We start from the raw sequence: 23395 nt of genomic DNA on the forward strand, positions 1-23395 counted from the left end.
AAGAAAGAGAAAAGATGAAAATCATAGTTTCAAAAGAGATAGAGAACGTTTGTCCTAATTTCGTAGGGGCTTGCGTAGAAGCGCAGGTAAAGAACTCGCCCTATTGCGCTGAGCTGTGGCAAGAGATCAATGCTTTGGGTGAGCACTATCGCGAGGTTCTGAGCACCGAGACGCTGAAGGCTATTTCCGGTATCGAAGCCACGCGACGCGTCTACCGTGCTTGTGGCAAGGATCCCTCGCGCTACCGTCCTGCCGCTGAGGCCCTGATACGCCGGCAGCTCAAGGGCAAGGATCTCTATCAGATCGATACCTTGGTGGATCTCGTCAACTTGGCGAGCATCCGCTATGGCTACAGTATTGGAGGCTTCGACGCGGATAAGTTCCAGGGTGACACGCTGACGCTCGGCGTGGGCCGGGAAGGTGAACCTTACGAGGGAATCGGCCGTGGCATGATCAACATTGCGGGACTGCCCGTCTACCGCGATGCCAAGGGTGGAGTGGGGACACCTACTTCCGACAATGAGCGGACCAAGATAGGTCTGTCCACAACCCATCTCGTCGTGCTCATCAATGGCTATGATGGCGATGAGAGTCAAGTGGTTGCCAACGCACAGTACATCCAGGAGCTCGTCAGAAAATACGCTCAGTCAGATGGTGGGTCGTTCTTCACCTATAGATAGCTTTCTGTCTGACTCAGGGGGCTGCGACGTGTGTTCGTAGTCTATATTGTCTTATAAAGTGACATTTTAGAGGCACTGAGAATCGATTCTTTTCCATCAGCACCTCCTTTGACCTTGATTTCTGCGAAAAAATCGATCTTTTTATAACTAACAAATAATCAGACAGTTATAAAAATGAATCGCTCGTAGTATATAGATATCGGTGATTTTTACAAAGAAAACTTTGAAAAAGAGCTGTCATCTCGGTTGTTTGACCCGAAGAAAACAGTTAGATGACCTCGTCATTCAACTGAGATGACTTGGTCATTCAACCGAGATGACAACATCAAACAACCCTTTTTATCTCTAAACGCTGCAAAAATGCACTTGAGAAAGCGGAAAAGCCTTTTTTACTTTTCTATTTCGCATGTTTAAGTTGACAGACTTTTGTAAGAAAAACTACGGAATATAAGAGCTGCTCCTGATAGAGTTCTACCCTTGCTATTATATTCCAATCAATGATGTCAAAACGGCAGAGGTAGTACTGGTATTGCCATTCTCTCCCTTTTAGGGAGAGTTAGAGAGAGTCTGTAGTGCTAGAGAGGGTCCTACAATCCTCTAGCCTTCCAGATGGTCTCTTTTGCGGCGTTGATCTCCTGGAACTTCTTCTCTGCTGCTTTTCTGACGTCTTCACCGAGCGTCGCCACACGGTCGGGGTGGTTTTTCAAGGCCAGTTGCCGGTAAGCAGCCTTCACCTCGTCGTCTGTAGCCGTTGGTGCCACGCCCAAGACCTTATAGGCAGCATCGAGACTCGTGCCAGCGTCTTTCAGGTTGAGCATGGCGTCGACATCGGCTTCGCTCAGTCCCAGTCCTACCGCACACTCCTTCAGCGCGCTGACCTCTTGCGGCGTCACCACACCATCGGCCTGCGCGATCATCGCCAGGAAGTTGAGCAGTTGCAGTCGCTGCTCATAGAGCATGTTCTGCCGGAGCTGGTGACAACTGCTGATGACGGCACTTCGGTACTCCTCGGCACCGAGGCGCTTCTGCTGCTCGAAGAGTTTCAGCAAGATGCTCTCGCCTTCCTCCACGGCTACCTCGCCAAAGTTGACCCTCAACCAGTTGCGCACCACATTCATCTCGGAATGCATCACTTTGCCGTCTGCCTTGATGATGTAGGAAGCCAGGACGAGCAGGGAGAAGCGGAACGTATTGCGCTCGCCCTCGTAGACATGCTGTTGTGCATAAGCCTCACCGCCGTTGGCGTTGACAGCATCTACGCTTGAATCAAAGATGGCACCTAAGACGAACCCCGCCAACGCACCGAGAGGTCCGGCGGTGATCAAGCCGAGAAAGCCACCTATCCATTTACCCATTTTTGCCATGTTGCTGTTTTTGTGATTTCTTTGTCTATTTCTTTGCTAAGATAGGGAACGTCATGCCCTCGTCTGTCAGTTGTGTATTGGGAAAGATCTCCTTTGCCTCGTTGAGTATGCCCTCCTCGTTATCATATCGTGCGCTGAAATGTCCCAACAGCAGTTGTCCGGCGTGCGCCTCTTTAGCCACCATTGCGGCTTGCGTTGACGTAGAGTGGTTGTAGAGAGCAGCCCGCTCTTCCATGCTTTTGTCGTATGTGGAGTCGTGATAGAGCACGTCGACGCCTTCGATGAGCTGATGGAGCGAAGGGATGAAACGGGTGTCGCAGCAATAAGCATAGCTGCGGCTTTTGTCGGCAGGAGTGACCAGACGACTGTTAGGGATGACCTCGCCGTCCTCGGTTGTCCAGTCGGCACCGAGTTTGATGTTGTTGATCTGCGATACCGGTATCTCGTAGCAGTCGATCATGTCGCGGCGGATGTGGGGCAGGGTAGCCTTCTCACGGAAGAGAAAACCATTGCAGGGCACGCGGTGCTGTAGGGGCAGAGACTCCACAGTCAGGCTTCGGTCGTCGTAGATGACCTGATGCTTCGTGGTGTCAACGGGATGGAAGACGACGTTGAACTCCAGCCCAGTGCAGAACATCTTCAGTTGCAGGTCGAGCAAGGGACCCATTGCTGCCGGTGCATAGATATGCAGCGGCGCGGTACGTCCTAACATTCCCATGGTGGAGATGAGGCCTATCAGTCCGAAGCAGTGGTCACCGTGGAGATGCGAGATAAACACCGTCTGTATCTTTGTGAAGCTGATATGGTATTTCCGCATCTGCAGTTGCGTGCCCTCGCCACAGTCGATCATGAAGAGCTTGCCCCGCAGTTCGATGACTTGCGAGGAAGCACTGTGCCTAAGTGTGGGCAGGGCACTGCCACAGCCTAAGATATGTATGAGGAAAGGCTCCATCTATTTCTGTCGTGTATAGACAAAGATGCCCTGACGGTTCTCGAGATAGAGCGAGTCGCCTCCCAGGCGGTCGATGCTGAAGGTGTCGGTGTTGAGCACCAGCTCACCGTTGACGATCTTCCAGCTTGTCCAAGGATTTTTCTCAGCTTGCACGTTTGACTTCACCGTGCCGCCCTCAAGGATTTCGAAGTTCTTGTCGAGACTTGTCCACTTACCTTGCAGTGTGGTGAGGTTGATGACCTTCTTGGCCACCTTCATGCCGTCCATCGTTCCACCAGCAATGACAGCCAGACGGTCACCGGCAAGCAGTCCGCCGAGCACGGCGTCCGTGCCGTCGTCGGTTTGTGGCAACTCAAATTCGATGCTGTCGCCGGCATCGGTGATCAGCTGTACGACGTTCATGGACGTGCCGTCACCGCAGACACCATAGATGGTGGAGTCTGTAGTGGCTTCAGCTTTCACGGAGTCTTTGTTTCCGGCTGTCGTCTTTGTGCTCTTTCCGTTGCAGCCCGTCATGGCAAACGCCGTGACCAGGGCAGCAAGGCATATCAATGTGATTTTCTTCATTTTGCTTTCGTTTTATAGGGTTCGATAATCAATATTCCGCGTCAACAGTTCAGAGTCTGCTTTTAGCTGGTATTACTCGTCTTTCAGCACGCTTTTGGCCTCGTTCCATAGCGCATCCATCTCTCCGAGTGTCATGTCCTTGAGGCTCTTGCCCTGCTCTTTGGCTTTCTGTTCGATATATCCGAAGCGTGAGATGAACTTGCGGTTGGTGTGCTCCAGTGCGTTGTCGGGGTTGAGATGATAGAGGCGTGCGGCATTGATGACGCTGAAAAGGAAGTCGCCCAGCTCCTTGGTGGAGTTGTCTTTGTCTTCTTTCTTCAGTTCCGTCTCCAGTTCTCCCATTTCCTCTTTCACCTTGTCCCAGACATCTTCTTTTTTCTGCCAGTCAAAGCCCACGTTGCGTGCTTTGTCCTGGATGCGGTAAGCCTTGATGAGCGAGGGCAGGGCAGCGGGCACACCACTGAGTACGCTGGTGTTGCCGTCGCGCTCACGTTGCTTGATCTGTTCCCACGTCTGTTCCACGCCGGCAGCTGTCTTGGGCTTGTCGGCATCCTGGGAGCCGCCGGCCTCGCTGTCTTTGTAGACCACCTGTCCCTTGGCGTTGATGGTCATGTCTGTGGCCGACACCGAGAAGGGCTCGTTGTCGATCGTCCAGTCGCCTTGGGAGTTGTTCCAGTCGATGAACGGATGGCGGAACATCAGCTTGTCGGCCTCGCGGTTGCAGACGTCCGCCATGTCGAACTCCCCGGCCTCGTCGCCGATGAGCGCATAGAAGACGACATGCTCCATGACATCGCCCAATTCCTTCATCACCTCGTGGTAGTCGCGGCGCATCAGAGCGTCGGCGAGCTCAAAAACCTCTTCGATGGTGTTGGGTCGGAGGCTCTCCATGGTTTGCTTCTTGTCCCAGGGACATTCCTTGCGCAGGCGGTGCTGTACATCGAGCAATCGCCCGAAAGCTCTCAATTTTTCTTCGCGTGTATGCACTTCGTTTATCTTTTTGATGCAAAGTTACTGATTTTCGGGGGATTTTTCGTACTTTTGCAGCATTAATTATAAAATAAGGTATAAAAGATAAGAATACATGGAATTAGCAAGTAAGTACGACCCGAAAGAAGTAGAGTCGAAGTGGTATGAGTACTGGCTGGACCACAAACTTTTCAGCTCCAAGCCTGACAATCGCGAACCCTATACCATCGTCATTCCCCCACCAAACGTGACGGGTGTGCTGCACATGGGTCACATGCTTAACAATACCATTCAGGATATCCTCGTGCGCCGTGCGCGCATGGAGGGAAAGAACGCCTGCTGGGTGCCCGGCACCGACCACGCCTCTATCGCCACTGAGGCCAAGGTTGTCGGCAAGCTCGCCGAGCAGGGCATCAAGAAGACCGACCTTACGCGCGAACAGTTCCTTGAGCATGCCTGGGACTGGACACGCGAGCACGGCGGCATCATCCTCAAGCAGCTTCGCAAGCTCGGCTGCTCCTGCGACTGGGACCGCACTGCCTTCACCATGGACGAGACCCGATCCAAGGGCGTCATCAAGGTCTTTGTCGACCTCTATCGCAAGGGCTACATCTATCGTGGCGTGCGCATGGTCAACTGGGATCCGAAAGCCCAGACCGCACTGTCCGACGAGGAGGTGATCTACAAGGACGAGCACTCTAAGCTCTATTATCTCAAATACTATGTTGCTCCCGAGGACCAGGCATCTATTGAGCGCAAGGACGAGGGCAACGTCATGCATAAGGACAAGAAAGGCTACTACGCTGTCGTGGCCACCACACGTCCGGAGACCATCATGGGCGACTCGGCTATGTGCATCAACCCCGAGGACGTGAAAAACACGTGGCTCAAGGGCAAGCACGTCATCGTGCCGCTGGTGGGCCGTGTGATTCCCGTCATCGAGGACGGTTATGTCGACATACAGTTCGGTACCGGCTGTCTGAAGGTTACTCCGGCTCACGATGTCAACGACCACATGCTTGGATTGAAACACCACTTGGAGACCATCGACATCTTCAACGATGACGGTACCATCTCCGAGGCTGCCGGCCTCTATGTCGGTCAGGACCGTATGGACGTGCGCAAGCAGATTGCCAAGGATCTGACCAGTGCCGGACTGATGGAGAAGATCGAGGACTATGACAACAAGGTGGGCTTCTCTGAGCGCACCAATGTGCCTATCGAGCCGAAGCTCTCTACACAGTGGTTCCTGAAGATGCAGCACTTCGCTGACATCGCCCTGCCGCCGGTGATGGACGACGACATTGAGTTCTATCCCAAGAAATACAAGAACACCTATCGCCACTGGCTGGAGAACATCAAGGACTGGTGTATCTCGCGTCAGCTGTGGTGGGGACACCGCATCCCGGCTTATTACTTCAGAACAGCCGACGGCAAGCGCGACTTCGTCGTGGCTGAGACTGCCGAGGAGGCTTTGAAGCTCGCTCAGGAGAAGAACGCTTCGCTGACCGCCGCTGACCTGGAGCAGGAGAGCGACTGCCTCGACACGTGGTTCTCTTCCTGGTTGTGGCCGATCTCCGTCTTCGACGGTATCAACCATCCCGACAATGCCGAGATCAAATACTATTATCCGACATCCGACCTTGTCACCGGTCCGGATATCATCTTCTTCTGGGTGGCCCGCATGATCATGGCCGGTTACGAGTATCGTGGACAGATGCCGTTCAAGCATGTCTACTTCACCGGTATCGTGCGCGACAAGCTCGGCCGCAAGATGTCGAAGAGTCTTGGCAACTCCCCCGACCCGTTGAAGCTCATCGAGCAGTATGGTGCCGACGGTGTGCGCATGGGCATGATGCTCTCCGCTCCGGCAGGCAACGACATTCTCTTCGACGAGAGTCTCTGCGAGCAGGGCCGTAACTTCAACAACAAGATCTGGAACGCCTTCCGTCTCGTACAGGGCTGGCAGACCGATGACAGTCTGGCTACGCCCGAGGCCAACAAGCAGGCTGTGGCCTGGTTCACTGCCAAGATGAAAGAGGTCAACGCCATCATGGACGACCAGTTCAAGACCTACCGCATCTCCGAGGCGCTGATGACCGTCTACCGTCTGTTCTGGGACGAGTTCTCAAGCTGGTATCTCGAGATGGTGAAGCCCGAATATGGTAAGCCTATCGACACTGCCACCTATCAGGCTACGCTCCACTTCTTCGACGATCTGCTGAAGATGCTGCATCCTTTCATGCCGTTCATCACCGAGGAGCTTTGGCAACATCTCTATGACCGCAAGGATGGTGAGAGCATTATGAAGGCTACGCTCAACATCGCAGCTCCCAACGACGACGACAAGAAGCTCTGCGACGAGATGGAGCAGGTCAAGCAGGTGATCTCCGGCGTGCGTACCATTCGCAACCAGAAGAACATCGCACCGAAGAAAGCACTGAAGCTCCAGGCTGTGGCTGCCAATCCCTATGCTGCCTACGACGACATCGTGAAGAAGATGGCCAACGTGGAGAGCGTAGAGACCGTGAGCGACAAGTCTGCTGACGCCAGCGTCTTCATGGTCGGCACTCAGGAGTTTGCAGTGCCGGTGGGCGACCTTATCGATGTCAAGGCTGAGATCGAGAAGCAGGAGAAAGAACTCCAGCATCTTGAAGGCTTCCTGGCTGGCATTCAGAAGAAACTCGCCAACGAGAACTTCATTGCCCATGCACCAGAGGCCGTCGTGGCCCGTGAGCGCAAGAAGCAGCAAGACTCCGAGGAGAAAATTGCCGCGCTGAAGGAGTCGCTCAGCCATTTGAAAGCTAAATAAGCATCCATAATTTTCCCCTATCCGGTCTCATTTGCTTCAGAGTGGGATCGGGTAGGGTCTTTTTCTTTTTTATGTTTATTATATGAAGCATCGGCTCTTTCTTTTCCTTGTCATGTGCGTGGGAACATTGTCGTTTTTCTTTTCCTCATGCAGTGACGATAGCGTAGATGTCCGTGACATCAATACGCAGACTGTGCTCGTCTTCATGCCTTGGTCTGGCTCTGCTACCAGTGAAGGGAATCTCTATCCCTATCTCGAGCAAAACCTTGACAGCATTGAGTCTGCTATCAAAAGGGACAAAGGCATCAATGGCCGCGTTCTTGTCTTTTTTGCCACTTCGCCCAACGAAGCCAGTCTGTATGAGATAAAATACTCCGCGGGAACGATACAGCACAACACAATCAAGACTTACACCGGCAACAACTACGACACGACCGACGGCATGGCAGAGGTGTTTTCTGACGTGCAGCAAAACGCATACGCACTCAACTATGCGCTCATCGTCGGCGGGCATGGTACCGGATGGACCTATAAGAGCGACTGGAGCCGTTCCGCTTCATCGGCTAAACGCTTTTCGCCATCGACAACGGGCACGGGGGCTTATCATGTCCCTGATGAAGTGTTGCCGACATTTACCACTACGCGCTTTTTCGGAAGCGCCTCCGATATGAACTATGCTTTCGATATTCCAGACTTGGCGGCGGCTTTGCGGCAGTCCGGCATGAAGGCACAATACATTCTTTTCGATGATTGCTATATGGCCAACATCGAAGTGGCATACGAGCTGAGAGATGTCACCAACTATCTCATCGCCTCTACCTCTGAGGTGATGGCGATGGGCATGCCTTATTATTCTTTGTGGAATTACCTGGACAACTCTACTCCCCGTTATGAGTCTATCGTCAATAGCTTCCACTCGTTCTATTCAAATTATACTGTGCCCTGTGGCGCGCTTTCTGCCATCGATTGCCGAAAAGTGGACCAGCTGGCCACGGTGATGAAGGAAATCAATAAGAATTATACCTTCGATGAGTCGCAGCGTGACAGCGTGCAGGTGCTCGACGGCTACAATACTCCTATCTTTTACGACATGGGGAGCTATGTCGACCATCTCTGCAAGAATGCTAATCTGAAGAGTGCATTCCATTCCGCGCTTGATGAGGTCGTAAAATACAAAGCCACTACCCCTACCTTGTTCACGGCGCTTTATCGTGGTAATGAGCATCGGTTTGAGGTAAAGTCCTTCAGTGGCATCACCATCTCTGATCCAAGTCTCAATAGCGTGGCCATCAGAGGACGGGAGAAGACCGCTTGGTGGAAACAGACTCATTAGTCGGCTTACACCTTATTATATATAGGGAACATAGAGAATCAACACATGACGAAATTTCTGAAAGGTTATCTCTTGATATTCATCGGCATCTGTTTGCTGAGCAGTTGCTCTTACCGTCGGGCTAAGGATGCCAAGGGTAAGAGCGAGTTGCAGTATGCCACGTTTTTAAAGATGGAGGATCAGGGCGACGGGACTTCCGTCACCGTGATGGATCCTTGGCAACAGGGCAAGGTCTTGCAGCAGTGGATGCTGGTCAAGGGCGACAGTAAGGAAAAGGTCCACGGCACCTTGCAGCCATTGCGACGTGTGGTTGTGTTCACGACAGCACATTGTCAGTTGCTGGAATATCTCCATCTGCAAGACCGCATCGTCGGTGTGTGCGACTTGCAGTATATCCTCATCCCCGACATACAGCGGCGGGCAAAGGCTGGTAAGATCGTGGATTGTGGAAACTCGATGTCGCCCGATGTGGAGAAGATTATCGCTCTGCATCCCGATGCCATCATCATCAGCCCTTACGAGGGCAATACCGCAATCACCCAATTGTCGCGGCTGGGTATCCCCATCATTCAGGCTGCCGACTATATGGAGACGTCGGCATTGGGACGTGCCGAGTGGATGCGCTACTACGGTCGGCTGTTTGACTGTGGAGAGCGTGCCGACTCGCTGTTCCATGTGGTGGACAGCACTTATCAGAGTTTGAAAAGCTATGCCGCCCGTTTGCCATTGGGCAAAAGCATCATCACTGAGCGGATGACGGGCAACGTATGGTATATGCCCGGCGGAAAGAGCACGATAGCAGCATTGATCCGTGATGCTCACGCACGCTATGCCTTTGCCGACGACCAGCACAGCGGCAGCCTGCCTCTGTCGCTGGAACAAGTCATCGCCAAGGCCGGACAAAGCGACGTGTGGGCTCTGAAATACAATGGCCCGCAACCGCTGACCAAACGGACGCTGTTGCAGGAATGCAGGGGCTACAGCGTGCTGAAGGCTATGAAAACCGGACAGATCTATGTCTGCGACTGTTCGGTGGTGCCTTACTTCGAGGAAGTGAGCTGGCGTCCTGACTGGCAGTTGCGTGAGTTCATCCAGCTGTTGCATCCTCAGGCAAAGTTAGGCAAACTGAGATATTATAGAAAGGAGAACAATTAAAATCCATGAGTCAAAGGAGATGGATCCTAAGCGTGGCTGTGCCGTTCATTGCCATCGTGCTGTTTTTTGCATTGAGTCTGCTTCATGGCAGCGTGGATATTCCCGCGCGTGCCGTGGCCGGCATACTGCTGGGTGAGCCATCGTCTATGAGCGCATGGGAGTATATCGTCTTGCAGACTCGTCTGCCGCAGGCCATCACGGCGCTGTTGGCCGGTAGCGCACTTGCCGTCAGTGGCTTGCTGCTACAGACGGTTTTCCACAATCCCTTGGCTGCGCCTGATGTCTTCGGTGTCACGAGCGGGGCAAGTCTTGCCGTAGCCCTTGTCATGCTGACTCCGGTGGCTATACTGCCTTCCGCGCTGAGTGCCTTGTCGTCGGTGGCTTCTGCCTTTGTGGGAGCTATGGTGGTGACGGCTCTGGTCTGGGCTGCGAGCCGCATGGTACGCAACAGTGTGATGGTGATCATCCTGGGCATGATGGTGGGCTATGTCGCTTCAAGTGCGATCACGCTGCTCAACTTCTTTGCCTCAGAGCAGGGTGTGAAAGTCTTCTCGGTGTGGGGTATGGGCAGTTTTGGTGGTGTCTCTATGGACGAGATGCCGCTGTTCGCTGGCCTGACCATTGCCACGACAGCCATTTCCTTGTTGTTTGCCAAGCCTCTCAACGCGCTGCTCATGGGCGAGGGCTATGCCACGAACCTCGGGGTGAAAGTCCAGCACATGCGTGACCTGCTGTTGCTGCTCACCGGTCTGCTCACTGCTGTGGTGACAGCCTACTGCGGTCCGATCGCTTTTCTCGCCTTGGCGGTACCGCATATCGCCCGGCTGATGATTGGCACGAGCGACCATCGACGGCTGTTGCCGGTGACGATCTTGTGTGGCGGTGCCATCGCCTTGCTCTGTAACATCTTCACCACGATGCCGGGAAGCGGAGAGGTGCTGCCCCTCAACGCCATCACGCCACTCATCGGTGCGCCGGTGATCGTGTATGTCGTCTTGGGCAAGCGGCACTAAGAAGACTTTATTATTTGATTTTTAACCTGCTAATACTGAGTTATATGATTATCACAACCAAGACGGGAGACCACAGAACGACGTCGCTCTACACTGGAGAAAGGGTGGAAAAAGACGACCTGAGGATCGAACTCAACGGAGAGATGGACGAGCTCAACGCCCTTCTCGGACTCTGCAAAGCGCAGAGTGGGGAGCGGGAGCCCTTTGAGTCGTTGCAGCGTCAGCTCACTGACGTGATGACGATCGTGGCCAGCAATGGCAAGGCGGCGGAGGATACTTTGCAGGCGTTGCAGCAATCTGTAGATAAAATGGAAGCACATATCGCGGAGGTGGGACGTCATCGCCATTTCACGTTCTTGCTTCCGGGGCGGAATGTTGCCGACGCCACCTTGCATCTTGCCCGTGCAAAGGCACGCACCTGCGAGCGTCGCTTTGTGACGTTGAATCGACAAATGAGTTTCCCCGAGGTGATTCGTATCTATCTCAACCGCCTCTCTGATTATCTGTTCAGTCTGATTCTGGACAAGGTCTGATCAAAATAGAGAATATTCCGATATTAAAAAATCCTAAATACACAATAAGATATTGCGGTATGTAGCTTAAAACGTTTATCTTTGCAAGAAGAAGAAAACATACGCGTATGAAGAAATATCTACTTGTCTCTTGCATGGTTCTTGTTGCCCTGTTGGGTGGGGCAAACAAAAGCTGGGCCATCTCTACCGTTCCTGATATGGACAGGGTGGAGAGCGACTTTCAGTCCATTACCATTTCCCTTGTCGGCGAGTCGGTACTGCGCGTGACCGGTGCCGCAGGGCAGACCTTGTCTATCTATAATGTGACGGGCGTGAAAGTGATGAATATCCGGGTCGACGGCTCGGACAAGAGCTATCATCTCAACTTGCCGCAAGGCTGCTACATTGTGAAGGTTGGAAATGTAGTGAGAAAGATTGCCCTCAGATAATCTTAGAGAGGGAATGATGACTGATGAAAGGACGTATAGGAATTATTTGTCTTTTCGCTATTTTGTTGGGCTCATGTAGGGAACATGTGCCTAACCCTAATACTGAGTTGACGCTATCGTATTACGATGATCTACGTCAACGTGAAGATCATATTACCAGTTTTAAGGTGAAGGAAGCGCTGGACTCTATGATCCGCAACGACGACGACTCGATGTTGGTGGACCGTAGGGTGAAAGGCTATTATCTGCGTCACCGCCCTCTCGTTTGGATCAGCAGGAAAGGCGTGGACAGCCGTGCCGACACCTTGTTGGCTCACTTGCAGGAAGTGGACAGCATCGGCTTCAGCGAGGCAAAGTTCCGGATGCCGCAGATCAGAAGAGACCTGCAGCGAATGAGGTCGCTCGACTTCGACAAGCGCAACACGGCAAGCAAGGTGGCGGCCCGACTGGAATATAACCTCACCAAGGCTTATCTCCGCTATGTCTGCGGACAACGCTTTGGCTTTGTCAATCCCACAGATGTCTTCAACCGGCTGGATCTCAGAAATACAGATTCGCAGGCAAAGATCTATAGAACCCTCTTCGATCTGAAGATGGACCACCCCGACCGTAAGTTTTTCCAGCAGGCATTGTGCGCTGTGCAGCCTGACAGCCTCCCGGCTTTTCTGAACAGCGTGAATCCCTCTGACCCTTACTATCTCAAATTGCGCCGCATATACCTCGACAAGACTATGCGTCAGAGGTATGGTGCCAAGCGCTTGATGATCAACATGGAGCGATGCCGGTGGCGGTTGAGCGACTATCCCCATGCACATCGGCGCTTTGTGCTGGTCAACATTCCGGCTTATCATCTTTGGGCGGTGAATGGAGACGAGTCGTTGACGATGCGGGTGGCATCAGGATCTTTGGAGACGAAGACGCCGCTGCTGTCGAGTTATATCTATTGCATGGACGTGAATCCGCAGTGGATCATCCCAAAGAGCATTGTCAAGAAGAGCATTGTCCACAGGTTGAGCACCGGCTATTTCCGCAGCAAGCACTATTTCATCCGTGAGCGCGCTACGGGCCGCGACATCCCCGTGTCGCAGTGCAACCGTTCCATGCTGGAGAGCGGCGACTATCTCGTCATCCAAGAGGGTGGGGAGGGCAATGCCTTGGGGCGCATCATCTTCCGGTTCAACAACGATTTCTCGATCTATCTCCATGATACTTCCTCTCGTGGTGTCTTCCAGCAGGAGGACCGGGGAGTGAGCCACGGATGCGTGAGGGTGGAGCATCCCTACGAGCTGGCGCTGTTCCTCTTAGGCGCCGGACAGAGCAAGATGGCAGAGAAAATTGCCTACTCGATGCAGGCCGACGTGTCGCCCTTAGGCAAGAAGAAGGAGGATCTCTCGGATGAGCAGCTGGCTGTCGCCGACACGCTGAAAAGAGACATGCTCGTCGGACGGGTGAAGGTGGAGCCGAGGGTGCCGATCTTCATCACTTACTTCACGCTATGGCCGTCGGCCAATGGCATCCTGCAACGCTACGACGACGTCTATGGCTACGACCAGGTGATGGCGGCGTGGCTGGCGAACTACTGGAAGGAGACTACCCTTTAACAAAAACAAAATCATGGGGCAACAAGATCATTTTCCAAAAAGCGAGGACCGCGAACTGACGAGGGAGCTGACAGATCCCTCTTCCTGTCGGGCTGCCTTTTCCAAAATGGTCGCGCTATATAGTGAACCGCTGTATTGGAAGATCCGACGTATGGTGCTGACCCATGACAACGCCAACGATGTTCTGCAAAACACTTTCCTGAAGGCCTGGAGCAAGCTGGACACTTTCCGGGGTGAGGCAAAACTCTCGACATGGCTCTACCGCATTGCCGTCAACGAGGCCCTGGACTTCCTCCGGCGCCAGCGGAATGTGCCGGAAGCCGGCGACGAGGCACTGCTTTCGGCCTCACGGCAACTGATGGCCGACAGCTATTTCGACGGCGACAAGCTGCAGAGCCTTTTGCAAGCCGCCATCGCCTTGCTGCCCGATGTGCAGCGCACGGTGTTTTGCATGAGATACTACGACGACATGAAGTACTCCGAGATCAGCAAGGTGTTGGGAACCAGTGAGGGTGCCTTGAAGGCCAGCTATCACCTTGCCGTGAAAAAAATCGCTGCGGTGATTAAACAATCCGAGATCTGATACGTCATAATCATAGTAATATCATAGAAACCATCAACTTTTGAGTTGAACGAAATCATAGGGGATCATTAAATATGGATAAGGACGAAAGATATATCGAGGCGCATCTTGGCCATGAGAATCCGTTTAGGGTTCCTGACCACTATTTCGAGGACTTTGCCAAGCAGTTGGAGATGCAGCTGCCCGAGCAACCGAAGAAGCCCACAGCCACCGTCGTGCCCTTGCGCCAGCACAAGCCTTGGTGGCACCGCCCAGCCCTGCTGTGGTCGGCCGGAAGCGTCAGCGCAGCTTGTCTGGCTCTTTTCTTCCTGCATTTGGGCAACGGGAAGATGACGCAACAGCCTGCCACAGCCGCCAGTCAGCACGTACAGACAAGTACCTGGTCGGGCTTTGACCAGATGGCTGACTACACGATGACAGACACCAACGACATGTATGCCTACATGGCGGATGCTCAATAACGAAAGGAGACAACACAGAATGAAGAATATGAAGCAGCGATTAGCACTATTGATGGTGACCATACTCCTGTCTCTGGTCGCCTTTGCACAACCACCACAGCCGCCCCGTTTCAATCCCGCGAAGTTTGAGGCCGACATGGAGCAGTTCATCACCACGGAGGCGGGGCTGACGCCGATGGAGGCTTCACGCTTCTTCCCTCTGTTCAGGGAGATGCAGAACAAGCAGCGTGCGCTGTTCGGCAAGATGAGATTCTACGCCCATACCGACACGAGCGACGACGCGGCGAGTCTCAAGGCCATCAAAGAGTGCGACAAGATAGAGGTGGAGATGAAGAGGATCCAGCAGGAGTATCATCTGAAATTCTGCAAGATACTCTCTCCCGGCAAGGTGCTTGCCGTCATCAAGGCTGAGGAGAAATTCCATCGCCAGGCGTTTAAAAGGATGGTAAGGAGGAAAACAAGATAAAGTAGAAGCATTGGTTCACTTCACGATGTCGGGGGCTGGCACTAATGCCTGGAGAGAACATAATCCGAGGAGAGCGGAGACTTCTTCGGCTACAAGAACCATCTGACCATCACGTTCGAATTGATAGTTACAGCCGCCCAAATAACCTCTGGGGAAAAGACGAATGGCGTGGAGCAGAAAACCTGGGTACCACGGAGGAAGACAAGAATGTGGACGATGTGCTGTCCGCCTCCTATATAAAAGTGTAAAAAAGCTCCCGCCAACTTGGCAGGAGCTTTTTTATGATCTTTGACGAAACTCGTCTTCTATTATACCAGATACTGAGAGGAGATGCTCTCATTGTTGACCACACGGCGAATGGTCTCGGCAAACATATCAGCCACGCTGAGCTGCTTTACCTTATGGCAACGCTGTGTATAAGGGATCGAATCTGTGAAAACAATCTCTTCAAGCGCAGAGTTCTCGACACGCTCACTGGCCGGACCACTCATGACGCAATGCGAGGCACAGGCTCTCACACTCAGTGCACCATGCTCCATCATCAAATCGGCAGCCTTAGTAATGGTGCCGGCAGTGTCTACCATATCGTCGACAAGCACCACATTCTTGCCCTTCACGTCACCGATGATCTGCATGCTTTCTACCACATTGGCACGTGCTCTTGTCTTATTGCACAGCACCAATGGGCAACCCAGATACTTGGCAAATGTGTTGGCACGCTTAGAACCACCTACATCGGGCGATGCAATCACGAGATCCTTCAGATGCAAACTTTGCAGATAGGGAAGCAACACACCGGAAGCATAGAGGTGATCAACAGGCACATTGAAGAAGCCCTGGATCTGATCAGCGTGCAGATCCATCGTGATCAGACGGTCAATGCCTGCCACACTCAGCAAGTCGGCGACAAGCTTGGCTCCAATGCTCACACGCGGCTTGTCCTTGCGATCCTGACGTGCCCAACCAAAATAAGGAATCACTGCAATAATGTGGCGTGCGGATGCACGCTTGGCAGCGTCGATCATCAACAACAACTCCATAAGGTTGTCAGAATTCGGAAAGGTGCTCTGCACCAAGAAAACGTCACGACCGCGGATCGACTCCTCATAACTGACAGCAAACTCACCGTCAGAGAAGCGCGTGATGACTAAATTGCCCAACGGGCAACCCAAGCTGGCACAAATCTTTTCTGCAAGGTATCTCGTCTTTGTTCCCGAGAAAACCAAAAAAGAGTTTTTTTCACTCATCTTGTTTAGCGTTTATATAACAAAAGTGTAATGGTCATTGCCTTTGATGATGCAAATGTAGGAATTTTCTCTCACACTCACAATAATATTGGAAAATAAAACGTATCTTTGCATTAAAAAATTGATATATGAAGGTAGATTTGCAGACTTTTAGCCAACTCCATCACCCCGCCTACGTGCTCGAAGAGCAACGCTTGCGCAAAAATCTCGAACTCATCAGCGATGTAGCCCGACAGTCCGACACAACGATTATTCTCGCTTTCAAGGCCTTCGCTCTTTGGAAGACATTTTCTATTTTCCGGGAATACATCCCCGCAACAACCGCCAGCTCACTCTACGAAGCAAGACTCGGCTACGAGAAGTTCGGGAGTCGTGTCCACACATTCAGTCCTGGATATACCGATGACAACATCGCTGAGATCGCGCACTACTCCAGTCATCTCATCTTCAACTCACTGAGCCAATATCAAGGTTTCGCAGCCAAAGCCAGAAGCGCCAACCCAGAGATCAGCCTCGGCCTACGCGTCAATCCGGAATATAGTGAAGTAGAGACGTTGCTCTACAACCCTTGTGCACCAGGATCACGTTTTGGTGTCACCGCCGACCAATTGCCGGAAGAGTTACCAAAAGATATAGAAGGATTCCATTGCCACTGCCATTGCGAGAGTGGAGCCGATGTTTTCCAGCGCACGCTCGCTCATATCGAAGAAAAGTTCGGCAAATGGTTTCCACAACTCAAATGGATCAACTTTGGCGGCGGACATCTGATGACTCGCAAAGACTACGACACAGAGTTGCTGATCAACATCCTGAATGGCTTCCACAAACGCCACCCACACTTAAAACTGATATTGGAGCCGGGCAGTGCATTCCTGTGGCAGACCGGACCTTTGGTAAGTCAAGTGGTCGACATTGTTGAGAATCATGGCATACGCACAGCAATTCTCAACGTCAGCTTCACATGCCACATGCCCGACTGTCTGGAGATGCCATATCAGCCACAAGTGCGTTTCGCAGAAAGTATTGGTACCGATGCCGACGGTCTTTACCCGGCAGAAAAGACTCCACACATCTATCGCCTTGGAGGAGACTCCTGTCTTAGCGGTGACTTCATGGGCTATTGGAAGTTTGACCATGAGTTACAGGTTGGCGAGAATATTATCTTTGAGGACATGATCCACTATACTACCGTGAAGACAACAATGTTCAACGGTATCTCCCATCCTTCTCTCATGCTGGCACACCCCGATGGAGAACTTGAGATGCTCCGCAAATTCTCATACGAAGACTACATGAACAGAATGGATTGATACTTTCCACATCACTATCTCACAGTGATGTGGAAACATCCCTGATTGACCTCATACTTAACATAGCAGCGCTTTTCCTCGCGCATATCACGAAGCACTTCCGCCAGGATATACTTCAGCGTGTCGTTGCGCACGGCACGCCGTTGCTCCCCGGGCGGCTCAACGGTCTTGTAGCGGTTATAGCAGACGTCGAAAGTCGTGCCATAGAGATGACAACTGTTTTGCGTGGCATTACCATTATGTCCGCGCAGACGCTCCACATCGTCCTTGGACCGAAGCACACTGGTGACGATGATCTTATGCAAAGGAATGCCCTTCATCGTCAGACTGTCGAAATAGCTACGGCCAATATCTTGCAAAAGAATAGATGCCCGAGGCACCAAATAAGGGATGCTGCTATGAAGCTTGTCAATATAGACATAAGGATTGCTCCCAACGAACACCAGTCCGGACTTGCGCCTGACAGCCTCCTCACGGTTCTGCACAGGTTGGATTCCCCACTTACTGGCAGACACAAGTTGTACGTCTTGCTGATCCTCGAAGGTACACTGATAGCCGGGTACACTATAAATAGGTGTGTGGCGTAACGAACCGTCAGACTTGAAAAAAGGAGAGACACCTGCCGGATAACGCAAAGGAGGTATTGGCGATGGTGCCAACTTACTCAGATAGGTTCCTTCCAAAACTACTTTATCTGTATCTGCGTCAGCATCACTTACTTTTGCCACAGCAGCAGTCTGCCCGTCATGTGCAGTATCTGACCGCATCTCCACACTGTCCACCGACTCTTTCTCCCGCACGGCAGTCTGTGCCGCACGGTCTTTTGCGACAGAAGGAAACAGCAGACGCACGATGGCCAACACCACCGTGACAATCAGGAAACTTTGCAGGTATCTTTTCTTCGTGATTCTCATTTCACATGCAAAAATAACACAAATCAGAAGAATATCAAAACAAACAAGAAGAAATCGTGAGCCTTGAAAACATATTTTTGCCTTTAATCTGTCTTTTCTCGGTATTTTATTGTAATTTTGCAGTGTAATATATTACGTACTTAAAAGACATACATTGATAGAAAAACATATCGTACTCGAGGATATCGACCCCGTCGTATTTTACGGAGTCAACAACGCACATCTGCAAATGCTGAAGGCTCTCTTCCCCAAGTTGCGTATCGTTGCGCGGGATAATGTCGTGCGCGTGCTTGGAGACGAGGAAGACATGGCCCGTTTCGAAGAAGACATCGAGAAGATGAGAAAGCATGTGGTGAAGTACAACTCCATCACAGACGAGGACATTCTCGACATCATCAAAGGACGACAGACCAAAGCTGATGCCGTAAAAGACGTACTTGTTTACAGCATCTCGGGGCGCCCCATCAAGAGCAGATCCGAAAACCAGCAACGACTCATCGATGCTTTCAACAAGAGCGACATGATCTTTGCCGTAGGACCAGCCGGAACGGGCAAGACCTATCTGAGCATTGCACTCGCCGTGAAAGCACTGAAAGAGAAAGCCATCAAGCGCATCATCCTCAGTCGACCGGCAGTGGAAGCCGGAGAAAAGCTGGGATTCCTCCCCGGTGACATGAAAGACAAGATCGATCCCTATCTGCAACCGCTCTACGACGCCTTGCAGGATATGCTGCCCGCCACAAGACTCAGTGACTTGATGGAGAAGCATATCATACAGATAGCACCGCTCGCCTTTATGCGTGGCCGCACACTCAGCGACGCCGTTGTCATCCTCGACGAGGCTCAGAATACCACGACCGCACAAATCAGGATGTTTCTCACCCGCATGGGATGGAACACCAAGATGATCATAACGGGTGATATGACTCAAATCGACCTGCCAAAAGAATGCAGGAGTGGACTGAAAGAAGCTCTGAAAATACTAAAAGGAGTGGAAGGCATTTCCGTCATCGAACTCACCAAGAAAGACATCGTCCGCCACCAACTCGTCACCCGCATCGTCAACGCCTATGAGGCTTACGACAAACGCCAGGAGGAAGAGCACCGGAAACGGGCAGAGAGACAAAGAAGAGACTCTCTTGAAAGCAACGACGACGGGCAAGAGCTGACCATCATCGGCACAGGTGATTTCACCGAAAACTGATATTTCCCCCCTACACATAGAAGACATTTCATAAAACACTTTTTATATTCATACTATTATGAAAGCTTTAACTCATACCGATTTCCATTTCGAAGGACAGAAGAGCGTTTACCATGGCAAGGTACGCGACGTTTACAACATCAACGATGACCTCATCGTTATGGTCGCAACAGACCGTATCTCAGCATTCGACGTGGTCTTGCCCAAAGGTATTCCTTTCAAGGGGCAAGTACTGAACCAGATTGCGTCAAAGTTCCTTGACCAGACAGCCGATATCTGCCCGAACTGGAAGCTGGCAACACCTGATCCTATGGTCACAGTAGGACTGAAATGCGAGGGATTCCGTGTGGAGATGATCATCCGCTCGATCCTCACGGGTTCTGCCTGGCGCGCTTACAAAGACGGATGCCGTGAGCTCTGTGGTGTGAAATTGCCGGAAGGTATGCATGAAAACGAGCGCTTCCCAGAGCCTATCATCACTCCTACTACCAAAGCCGACGAAGGCCATGACATGAACATATCACGCGAGGAGATCATCAAGCAGGGCATCGTGTCTGCAGAGGACTATGCTGTCATCGAGGACTGGACACGCAAACTCTTCCAGCGCGGACAGGAGATTGCAGCCAAACACGGTCTGATCCTCGTCGACACCAAATACGAATTTGGCAAACGCGACGGCAAACTCTACCTCATCGACGAGATCCATACACCAGATTCCAGCCGCTACTTCTATGCCGACGGCTACGAGGAGCGTCTGGCTAAGGGCGAGCCTCAGCGTCAGCTCTCTAAGGAGTTCGTCAGACAGTGGCTCATCGAGCACAACTTCATGAACCAGCCCGGACAGACCATGCCAGAGATTACCGACGAATATGCCGAGAGCGTATCAGAGAGATATATCGAACTCTATGAGCACATCACTGGCGAGAAATTCGACAAGGCTGCCGAGGAAGGCGACATTGCCGCACGCATCGAACGCAATGTGAAGAACTATCTCGCAACACGTAAGTAAAAGCTCAACGTATCAGGAATGTACAAACAAGAGCGCATTAAGCCCTACAATGGCACAGGTGACAAAGGACAACTCGTAGAGGAGATGTTCGACAACATCGCTGACAACTACGACACCCTCAACCACCGACTGTCATGGAATATAGACAAAGGATGGAGACGCAAGGCTATCAAGGCCCTTGCGCCTTTTCACCCTTGTTCTGTCCTTGACGTGGCAACAGGTACTGGCGATTTTGCCATTCTCTCTGCCCGTATGCTCCATCCACAGAAACTCATCGGAGCCGACATCTCAGAAGGAATGATGAACGTAGGACGAGAGAAAGTGAAAGCGGCAGGACTGGACAGCATCATCTCTTTCCAAAAGGAAGACTGCATGCATCTGTCATTTCCCGACAACACTTTCGATGCAGTCACAGCGGCCTTTGGCATCAGAAACTTCCAAGATCTGGATCAAGGACTGCGCGAGATGTGCCGGGTATTGAAGAAAGGGGGGCATCTGAGCATCGCTGAGCTTACCGAGCCCGTACACTTCCCCATGAAGCAGTGCTTCAAGCTCTATTCCCACACCTTTCTGCCGGTTTACGGCAGCATTATCTCTAAAGACAAGAGTGCATACAGCTACCTCACAGCCACCATCGAAGCTTTCCCCCAAGGAGAACAGATGATGGACATCCTGCAAAAGGCTGGCTTCTCCAAGGTCTCCTTCCGGCGACTGACCTTCGGTATATGCACTCTGTATTTCGCCGAAAAATAACCATCACGTCAAACAAGTAACACCAGCTGCACAATGGACAAATACGGACTGATAGGCTACCCTCTTGGACACTCCTTCTCCATCAGTTATTTCAATGAGAAGTTCCAAAACGAGAACATTGACGCAACTTATGAAAACTTCGAAATTCCTACGATAGAGGAATTGCCCGAGATACTTGACTCCAATCCAGAACTGAAAGGACTGAATGTCACGATACCTTATAAAGAAAAGGTCATCAGCTATCTCGACTCTCTCTCTCCCGAAGCTCGTGAGATCGGTGCTGTCAATGTCATCAAAGTCACCCATAAGAACAAGAAAACCATTCTTAAGGGCTTCAACAGCGATGTCATCGGCTTCACCCAGAGTATAGAACCGCTATTAGAGCATTTCCATAAGAAGGCACTCATCCTTGGCACCGGCGGTGCATCGAAAGCCATTGACTTCGGTCTGAAGTCGCTTGGATTGCAGACGATGAAAGTCAGCCGATACGAAAAGCCGGGGACTATTGAGTACAGCCACATCACTGCTGACACGATTAAGGAATATAACGTCATCGTCAACTGCACCCCTTGCGGCATGTACCCTCACGCCGACGAATGTCCCAACCTCCCCTACGATGCCATGGACAACCATACTCTTCTTTATGATCTCATCTACAATCCCGATGAGACGCTGTTTATGAAGAAAGGCAAAGAGCATGGCGCTGTAGTGAAGAACGGACTGGAGATGCTCCTGCTCCAGGCTTTTGCCAGCTGGCAGTTCTGGAATGACGAAAGGTAAGACTCCACATTCCGCAGATTCTATCATACCATATTATATTATTATCATTCAAGACTTACGATTGAAAAAATGAATAATCGATACATGATGCGAGGCGTCAGTGCCGCCAAGGAAGATGTGCACAACGCTATCAAGAACATCGACAAGGGTATCTTCCCCCAGGCTTTCTGCAAGATCATCCCCGACATCCTCGGTGGCGATCCGGAATACTGCAATATCATGCATGCTGACGGCGCCGGCACAAAGTCTTCTTTGGCCTATCTCTATTGGAAGGAGACGGGTGATCTGAGCGTTTGGAAGGGAATTGCGCAAGACGCTATCGTCATGAACACCGATGACCTGCTCTGTGTGGGAGCTGTTGACAACATCCTTGTGTCCAGCACCATCGGCCGCAATAAGATGCTGATTCCTGGCGAGGTCATCAGTGCTATTATCAACGGCACTGATGAACTGCTTGCTGAACTGCGCGGTATGGGCATCGGCATCTGGCCCACAGGCGGCGAGACGGCTGATGTCGGCGACTTGGTACGTACCATCATCGTCGACTCTACCGTCACGTGCCGAATGAAACGCAAGGATGTCATCAACAATGCCAACATTCGCCCCGGCGATGTCATCGTAGGACTTAGCTCCACCGGTCAGGCCACCTATGAGCACCAATACAATGGCGGAATGGGCAGCAATGGACTGACAAGTGCACGCCACGATGTTTTCGCAAAGTATCTGGCTGAGAAATATCCCGAAAGTTATGACCATGCCGTACCCGACGAACTGGTGTATAGCGGAAAATATCACCTCACCGACAAGATTGAAGGAGTGCCCGTCAATGCCGGCCAGATGGTCCTCTCTCCGACCCGCACCTACGCTCCGGTCATCAAGAAACTCTTGGACGAGTTGCGTCCCGAGATTCACGGTATGGTGCACTGCACCGGCGGCGCTCAGACCAAAGTGCTGCACTTCGTAGGTGAAAACTGCAAGGTGGTGAAGGATAACATGTTCCCCGTGCCCCCACTCTTCAAGACCATTCACGACTGCTCCGGCACAGATTGGAAAGAGATGTATCAGGTCTTCAACATGGGACATCGCATGGAGATCTATGTACGGCCCGAAGTAGCAGATCAGGTCATCGCCGTAAGCAACAGCTTCAACATCGATGCCCAGGTCATCGGACACATCGAAGAAGGCAAGCGCTCTCTGACCATCAAGTCAGAATTCGGAACGTTTGAATATTAAATCCAACGCTTGCTTTTAAGAAACAAGC

General features: G+C 51.8%; 23 protein-coding genes. 17 read left to right on the plus strand and 6 right to left on the minus strand.

Annotated features, from left to right (window positions below):
* The first annotated feature begins 14 nt into the window (after positions 1 to 14).
* Positions 15 to 680 (plus strand): B3/B4 domain-containing protein, encoded by a 666-nt coding sequence (locus NG346_RS03765; protein ID WP_262288352.1) that lies wholly within the window; start codon positions 15 to 17, stop codon positions 678 to 680.
* 587 nt (positions 681 to 1267) lie between these two features.
* On the opposite strand, the gene NG346_RS03770 is transcribed toward NG346_RS03765, so the two are convergent.
* The 4 genes from NG346_RS03770 to mazG all read right to left on the minus strand — a co-directional run bounded on the left by NG346_RS03770 (position 1268) and on the right by mazG (position 4550).
* Positions 1268 to 2044 carry a DnaJ domain-containing protein gene (locus tag NG346_RS03770; protein ID WP_262279710.1) on the minus strand — a complete coding sequence of 259 codons (777 nt, stop codon included), beginning with the start codon at positions 2042 to 2044 and terminating at the stop codon, positions 1268 to 1270.
* Positions 2045 to 2069: 25 nt separating this feature from the next.
* Complete coding sequence (locus NG346_RS03775; RefSeq protein WP_262279711.1) at positions 2070 to 2996, minus strand: ribonuclease Z; 927 nt, start codon at positions 2994 to 2996, stop codon at positions 2070 to 2072.
* Positions 2997 to 3563: a lipocalin family protein gene (locus NG346_RS03780; RefSeq protein ID WP_262279712.1), complete on the minus strand. Its 567-nt coding sequence runs from the start codon at positions 3561 to 3563 to the stop codon at positions 2997 to 2999.
* 72 nt (positions 3564 to 3635) lie between these two features.
* Positions 3636 to 4550 (minus strand): nucleoside triphosphate pyrophosphohydrolase, encoded by a 915-nt coding sequence (gene mazG / locus NG346_RS03785; RefSeq protein ID WP_262288353.1) that lies wholly within the window; start codon positions 4548 to 4550, stop codon positions 3636 to 3638.
* Positions 4551 to 4647: 97 nt separating this feature from the next.
* Here mazG and NG346_RS03790 point away from each other — a divergent pair, with 97 nt between their 5' ends.
* The 10 genes from NG346_RS03790 (at position 4648) to NG346_RS03835 (ending at position 14917) form a co-directional block, all read left to right on the plus strand.
* Positions 4648 to 7344: a valine--tRNA ligase gene (locus tag NG346_RS03790; protein WP_262279714.1), complete on the plus strand. Its 2697-nt coding sequence runs from the start codon at positions 4648 to 4650 to the stop codon at positions 7342 to 7344.
* Positions 7345 to 7426: 82 nt separating this feature from the next.
* A complete protein-coding gene (locus NG346_RS03795) occupies positions 7427 to 8677 on the plus strand; it encodes a clostripain-related cysteine peptidase (RefSeq protein WP_262279715.1) in 1251 nt (416 codons plus the stop codon).
* A gap of 45 nt (positions 8678 to 8722) precedes the next feature.
* Positions 8723 to 9832: an ABC transporter substrate-binding protein gene (locus NG346_RS03800; protein WP_262279716.1), complete on the plus strand. Its 1110-nt coding sequence runs from the start codon at positions 8723 to 8725 to the stop codon at positions 9830 to 9832.
* A 5-nt stretch (positions 9833 to 9837) separates the two neighbouring features.
* Complete coding sequence (locus NG346_RS03805) at positions 9838 to 10845, plus strand: iron chelate uptake ABC transporter family permease subunit (protein ID WP_262279717.1); 1008 nt, start codon at positions 9838 to 9840, stop codon at positions 10843 to 10845.
* 44 nt (positions 10846 to 10889) lie between these two features.
* The gene (locus tag NG346_RS03810) at positions 10890 to 11378 is read left to right on the plus strand and encodes a cob(I)yrinic acid a,c-diamide adenosyltransferase (protein WP_262279718.1); all 489 of its coding nucleotides are present in this window, start codon (positions 10890 to 10892) and stop codon (positions 11376 to 11378) included.
* Between the two features lie 107 nt (positions 11379 to 11485).
* Complete coding sequence (locus NG346_RS03815) at positions 11486 to 11806, plus strand: T9SS type A sorting domain-containing protein (protein ID WP_262279719.1); 321 nt, start codon at positions 11486 to 11488, stop codon at positions 11804 to 11806.
* A gap of 167 nt (positions 11807 to 11973) precedes the next feature.
* Positions 11974 to 13407 carry a L,D-transpeptidase scaffold domain-containing protein gene (locus tag NG346_RS03820; protein ID WP_317620781.1) on the plus strand — a complete coding sequence of 478 codons (1434 nt, stop codon included), beginning with the start codon at positions 11974 to 11976 and terminating at the stop codon, positions 13405 to 13407.
* 13 nt (positions 13408 to 13420) lie between these two features.
* Entirely contained in the window at positions 13421 to 13990 is a 570-nt protein-coding gene (locus NG346_RS03825; protein WP_262279721.1) for an RNA polymerase sigma factor, read from the plus strand.
* A gap of 74 nt (positions 13991 to 14064) precedes the next feature.
* Complete coding sequence (locus NG346_RS03830; protein ID WP_262279722.1) at positions 14065 to 14451, plus strand: hypothetical protein; 387 nt, start codon at positions 14065 to 14067, stop codon at positions 14449 to 14451.
* A 28-nt stretch (positions 14452 to 14479) separates the two neighbouring features.
* Positions 14480 to 14917 carry a hypothetical protein gene (locus NG346_RS03835; protein WP_262279723.1) on the plus strand — a complete coding sequence of 146 codons (438 nt, stop codon included), beginning with the start codon at positions 14480 to 14482 and terminating at the stop codon, positions 14915 to 14917.
* Between the two features lie 308 nt (positions 14918 to 15225).
* On the opposite strand, the gene NG346_RS03840 is transcribed toward NG346_RS03835, so the two are convergent.
* Complete coding sequence (locus NG346_RS03840; RefSeq protein ID WP_262279724.1) at positions 15226 to 16164, minus strand: ribose-phosphate pyrophosphokinase; 939 nt, start codon at positions 16162 to 16164, stop codon at positions 15226 to 15228.
* Positions 16165 to 16292: 128 nt separating this feature from the next.
* On the opposite strand from NG346_RS03840, the gene nspC reads away from it, so the two are divergent.
* Positions 16293 to 17474 carry a carboxynorspermidine decarboxylase gene (nspC, locus tag NG346_RS03845; RefSeq protein WP_262279725.1) on the plus strand — a complete coding sequence of 394 codons (1182 nt, stop codon included), beginning with the start codon at positions 16293 to 16295 and terminating at the stop codon, positions 17472 to 17474.
* Between the two features lie 14 nt (positions 17475 to 17488).
* Here the strand turns inward: nspC and NG346_RS03850 are convergent, their stop codons facing one another.
* Positions 17489 to 18388, minus strand: a complete 900-nt coding sequence (locus NG346_RS03850) for a DUF5715 family protein (RefSeq protein ID WP_262279726.1) — start codon at positions 18386 to 18388, stop codon at positions 17489 to 17491.
* Positions 18389 to 18542: 154 nt separating this feature from the next.
* On the opposite strand from NG346_RS03850, the gene NG346_RS03855 reads away from it, so the two are divergent.
* The 5 genes from NG346_RS03855 (at position 18543) to NG346_RS03875 (ending at position 23367) form a co-directional block, all read left to right on the plus strand.
* The gene (locus tag NG346_RS03855; protein ID WP_262279727.1) at positions 18543 to 19592 is read left to right on the plus strand and encodes a PhoH family protein; all 1050 of its coding nucleotides are present in this window, start codon (positions 18543 to 18545) and stop codon (positions 19590 to 19592) included.
* A gap of 58 nt (positions 19593 to 19650) precedes the next feature.
* Positions 19651 to 20601, plus strand: coding sequence for a phosphoribosylaminoimidazolesuccinocarboxamide synthase (locus NG346_RS03860; protein ID WP_262279728.1), 951 nt, complete (start codon positions 19651 to 19653; stop codon positions 20599 to 20601).
* Positions 20602 to 20619: 18 nt separating this feature from the next.
* Entirely contained in the window at positions 20620 to 21354 is a 735-nt protein-coding gene (gene ubiE, locus NG346_RS03865; protein WP_262279729.1) for a bifunctional demethylmenaquinone methyltransferase/2-methoxy-6-polyprenyl-1,4-benzoquinol methylase UbiE, read from the plus strand.
* A gap of 33 nt (positions 21355 to 21387) precedes the next feature.
* Positions 21388 to 22134: a shikimate dehydrogenase family protein gene (locus tag NG346_RS03870; protein WP_262279730.1), complete on the plus strand. Its 747-nt coding sequence runs from the start codon at positions 21388 to 21390 to the stop codon at positions 22132 to 22134.
* Positions 22135 to 22203: 69 nt separating this feature from the next.
* Entirely contained in the window at positions 22204 to 23367 is a 1164-nt protein-coding gene (locus NG346_RS03875) for an AIR synthase-related protein (RefSeq protein WP_154532857.1), read from the plus strand.
* The last annotated feature ends 28 nt before the right edge of the window (positions 23368 to 23395 follow it).

Source organism: Hallella absiana (assembly GCF_025457485.1).
In the GTDB taxonomy this organism is placed as follows: domain Bacteria; phylum Bacteroidota; class Bacteroidia; order Bacteroidales; family Bacteroidaceae; genus Prevotella; species Prevotella absiana.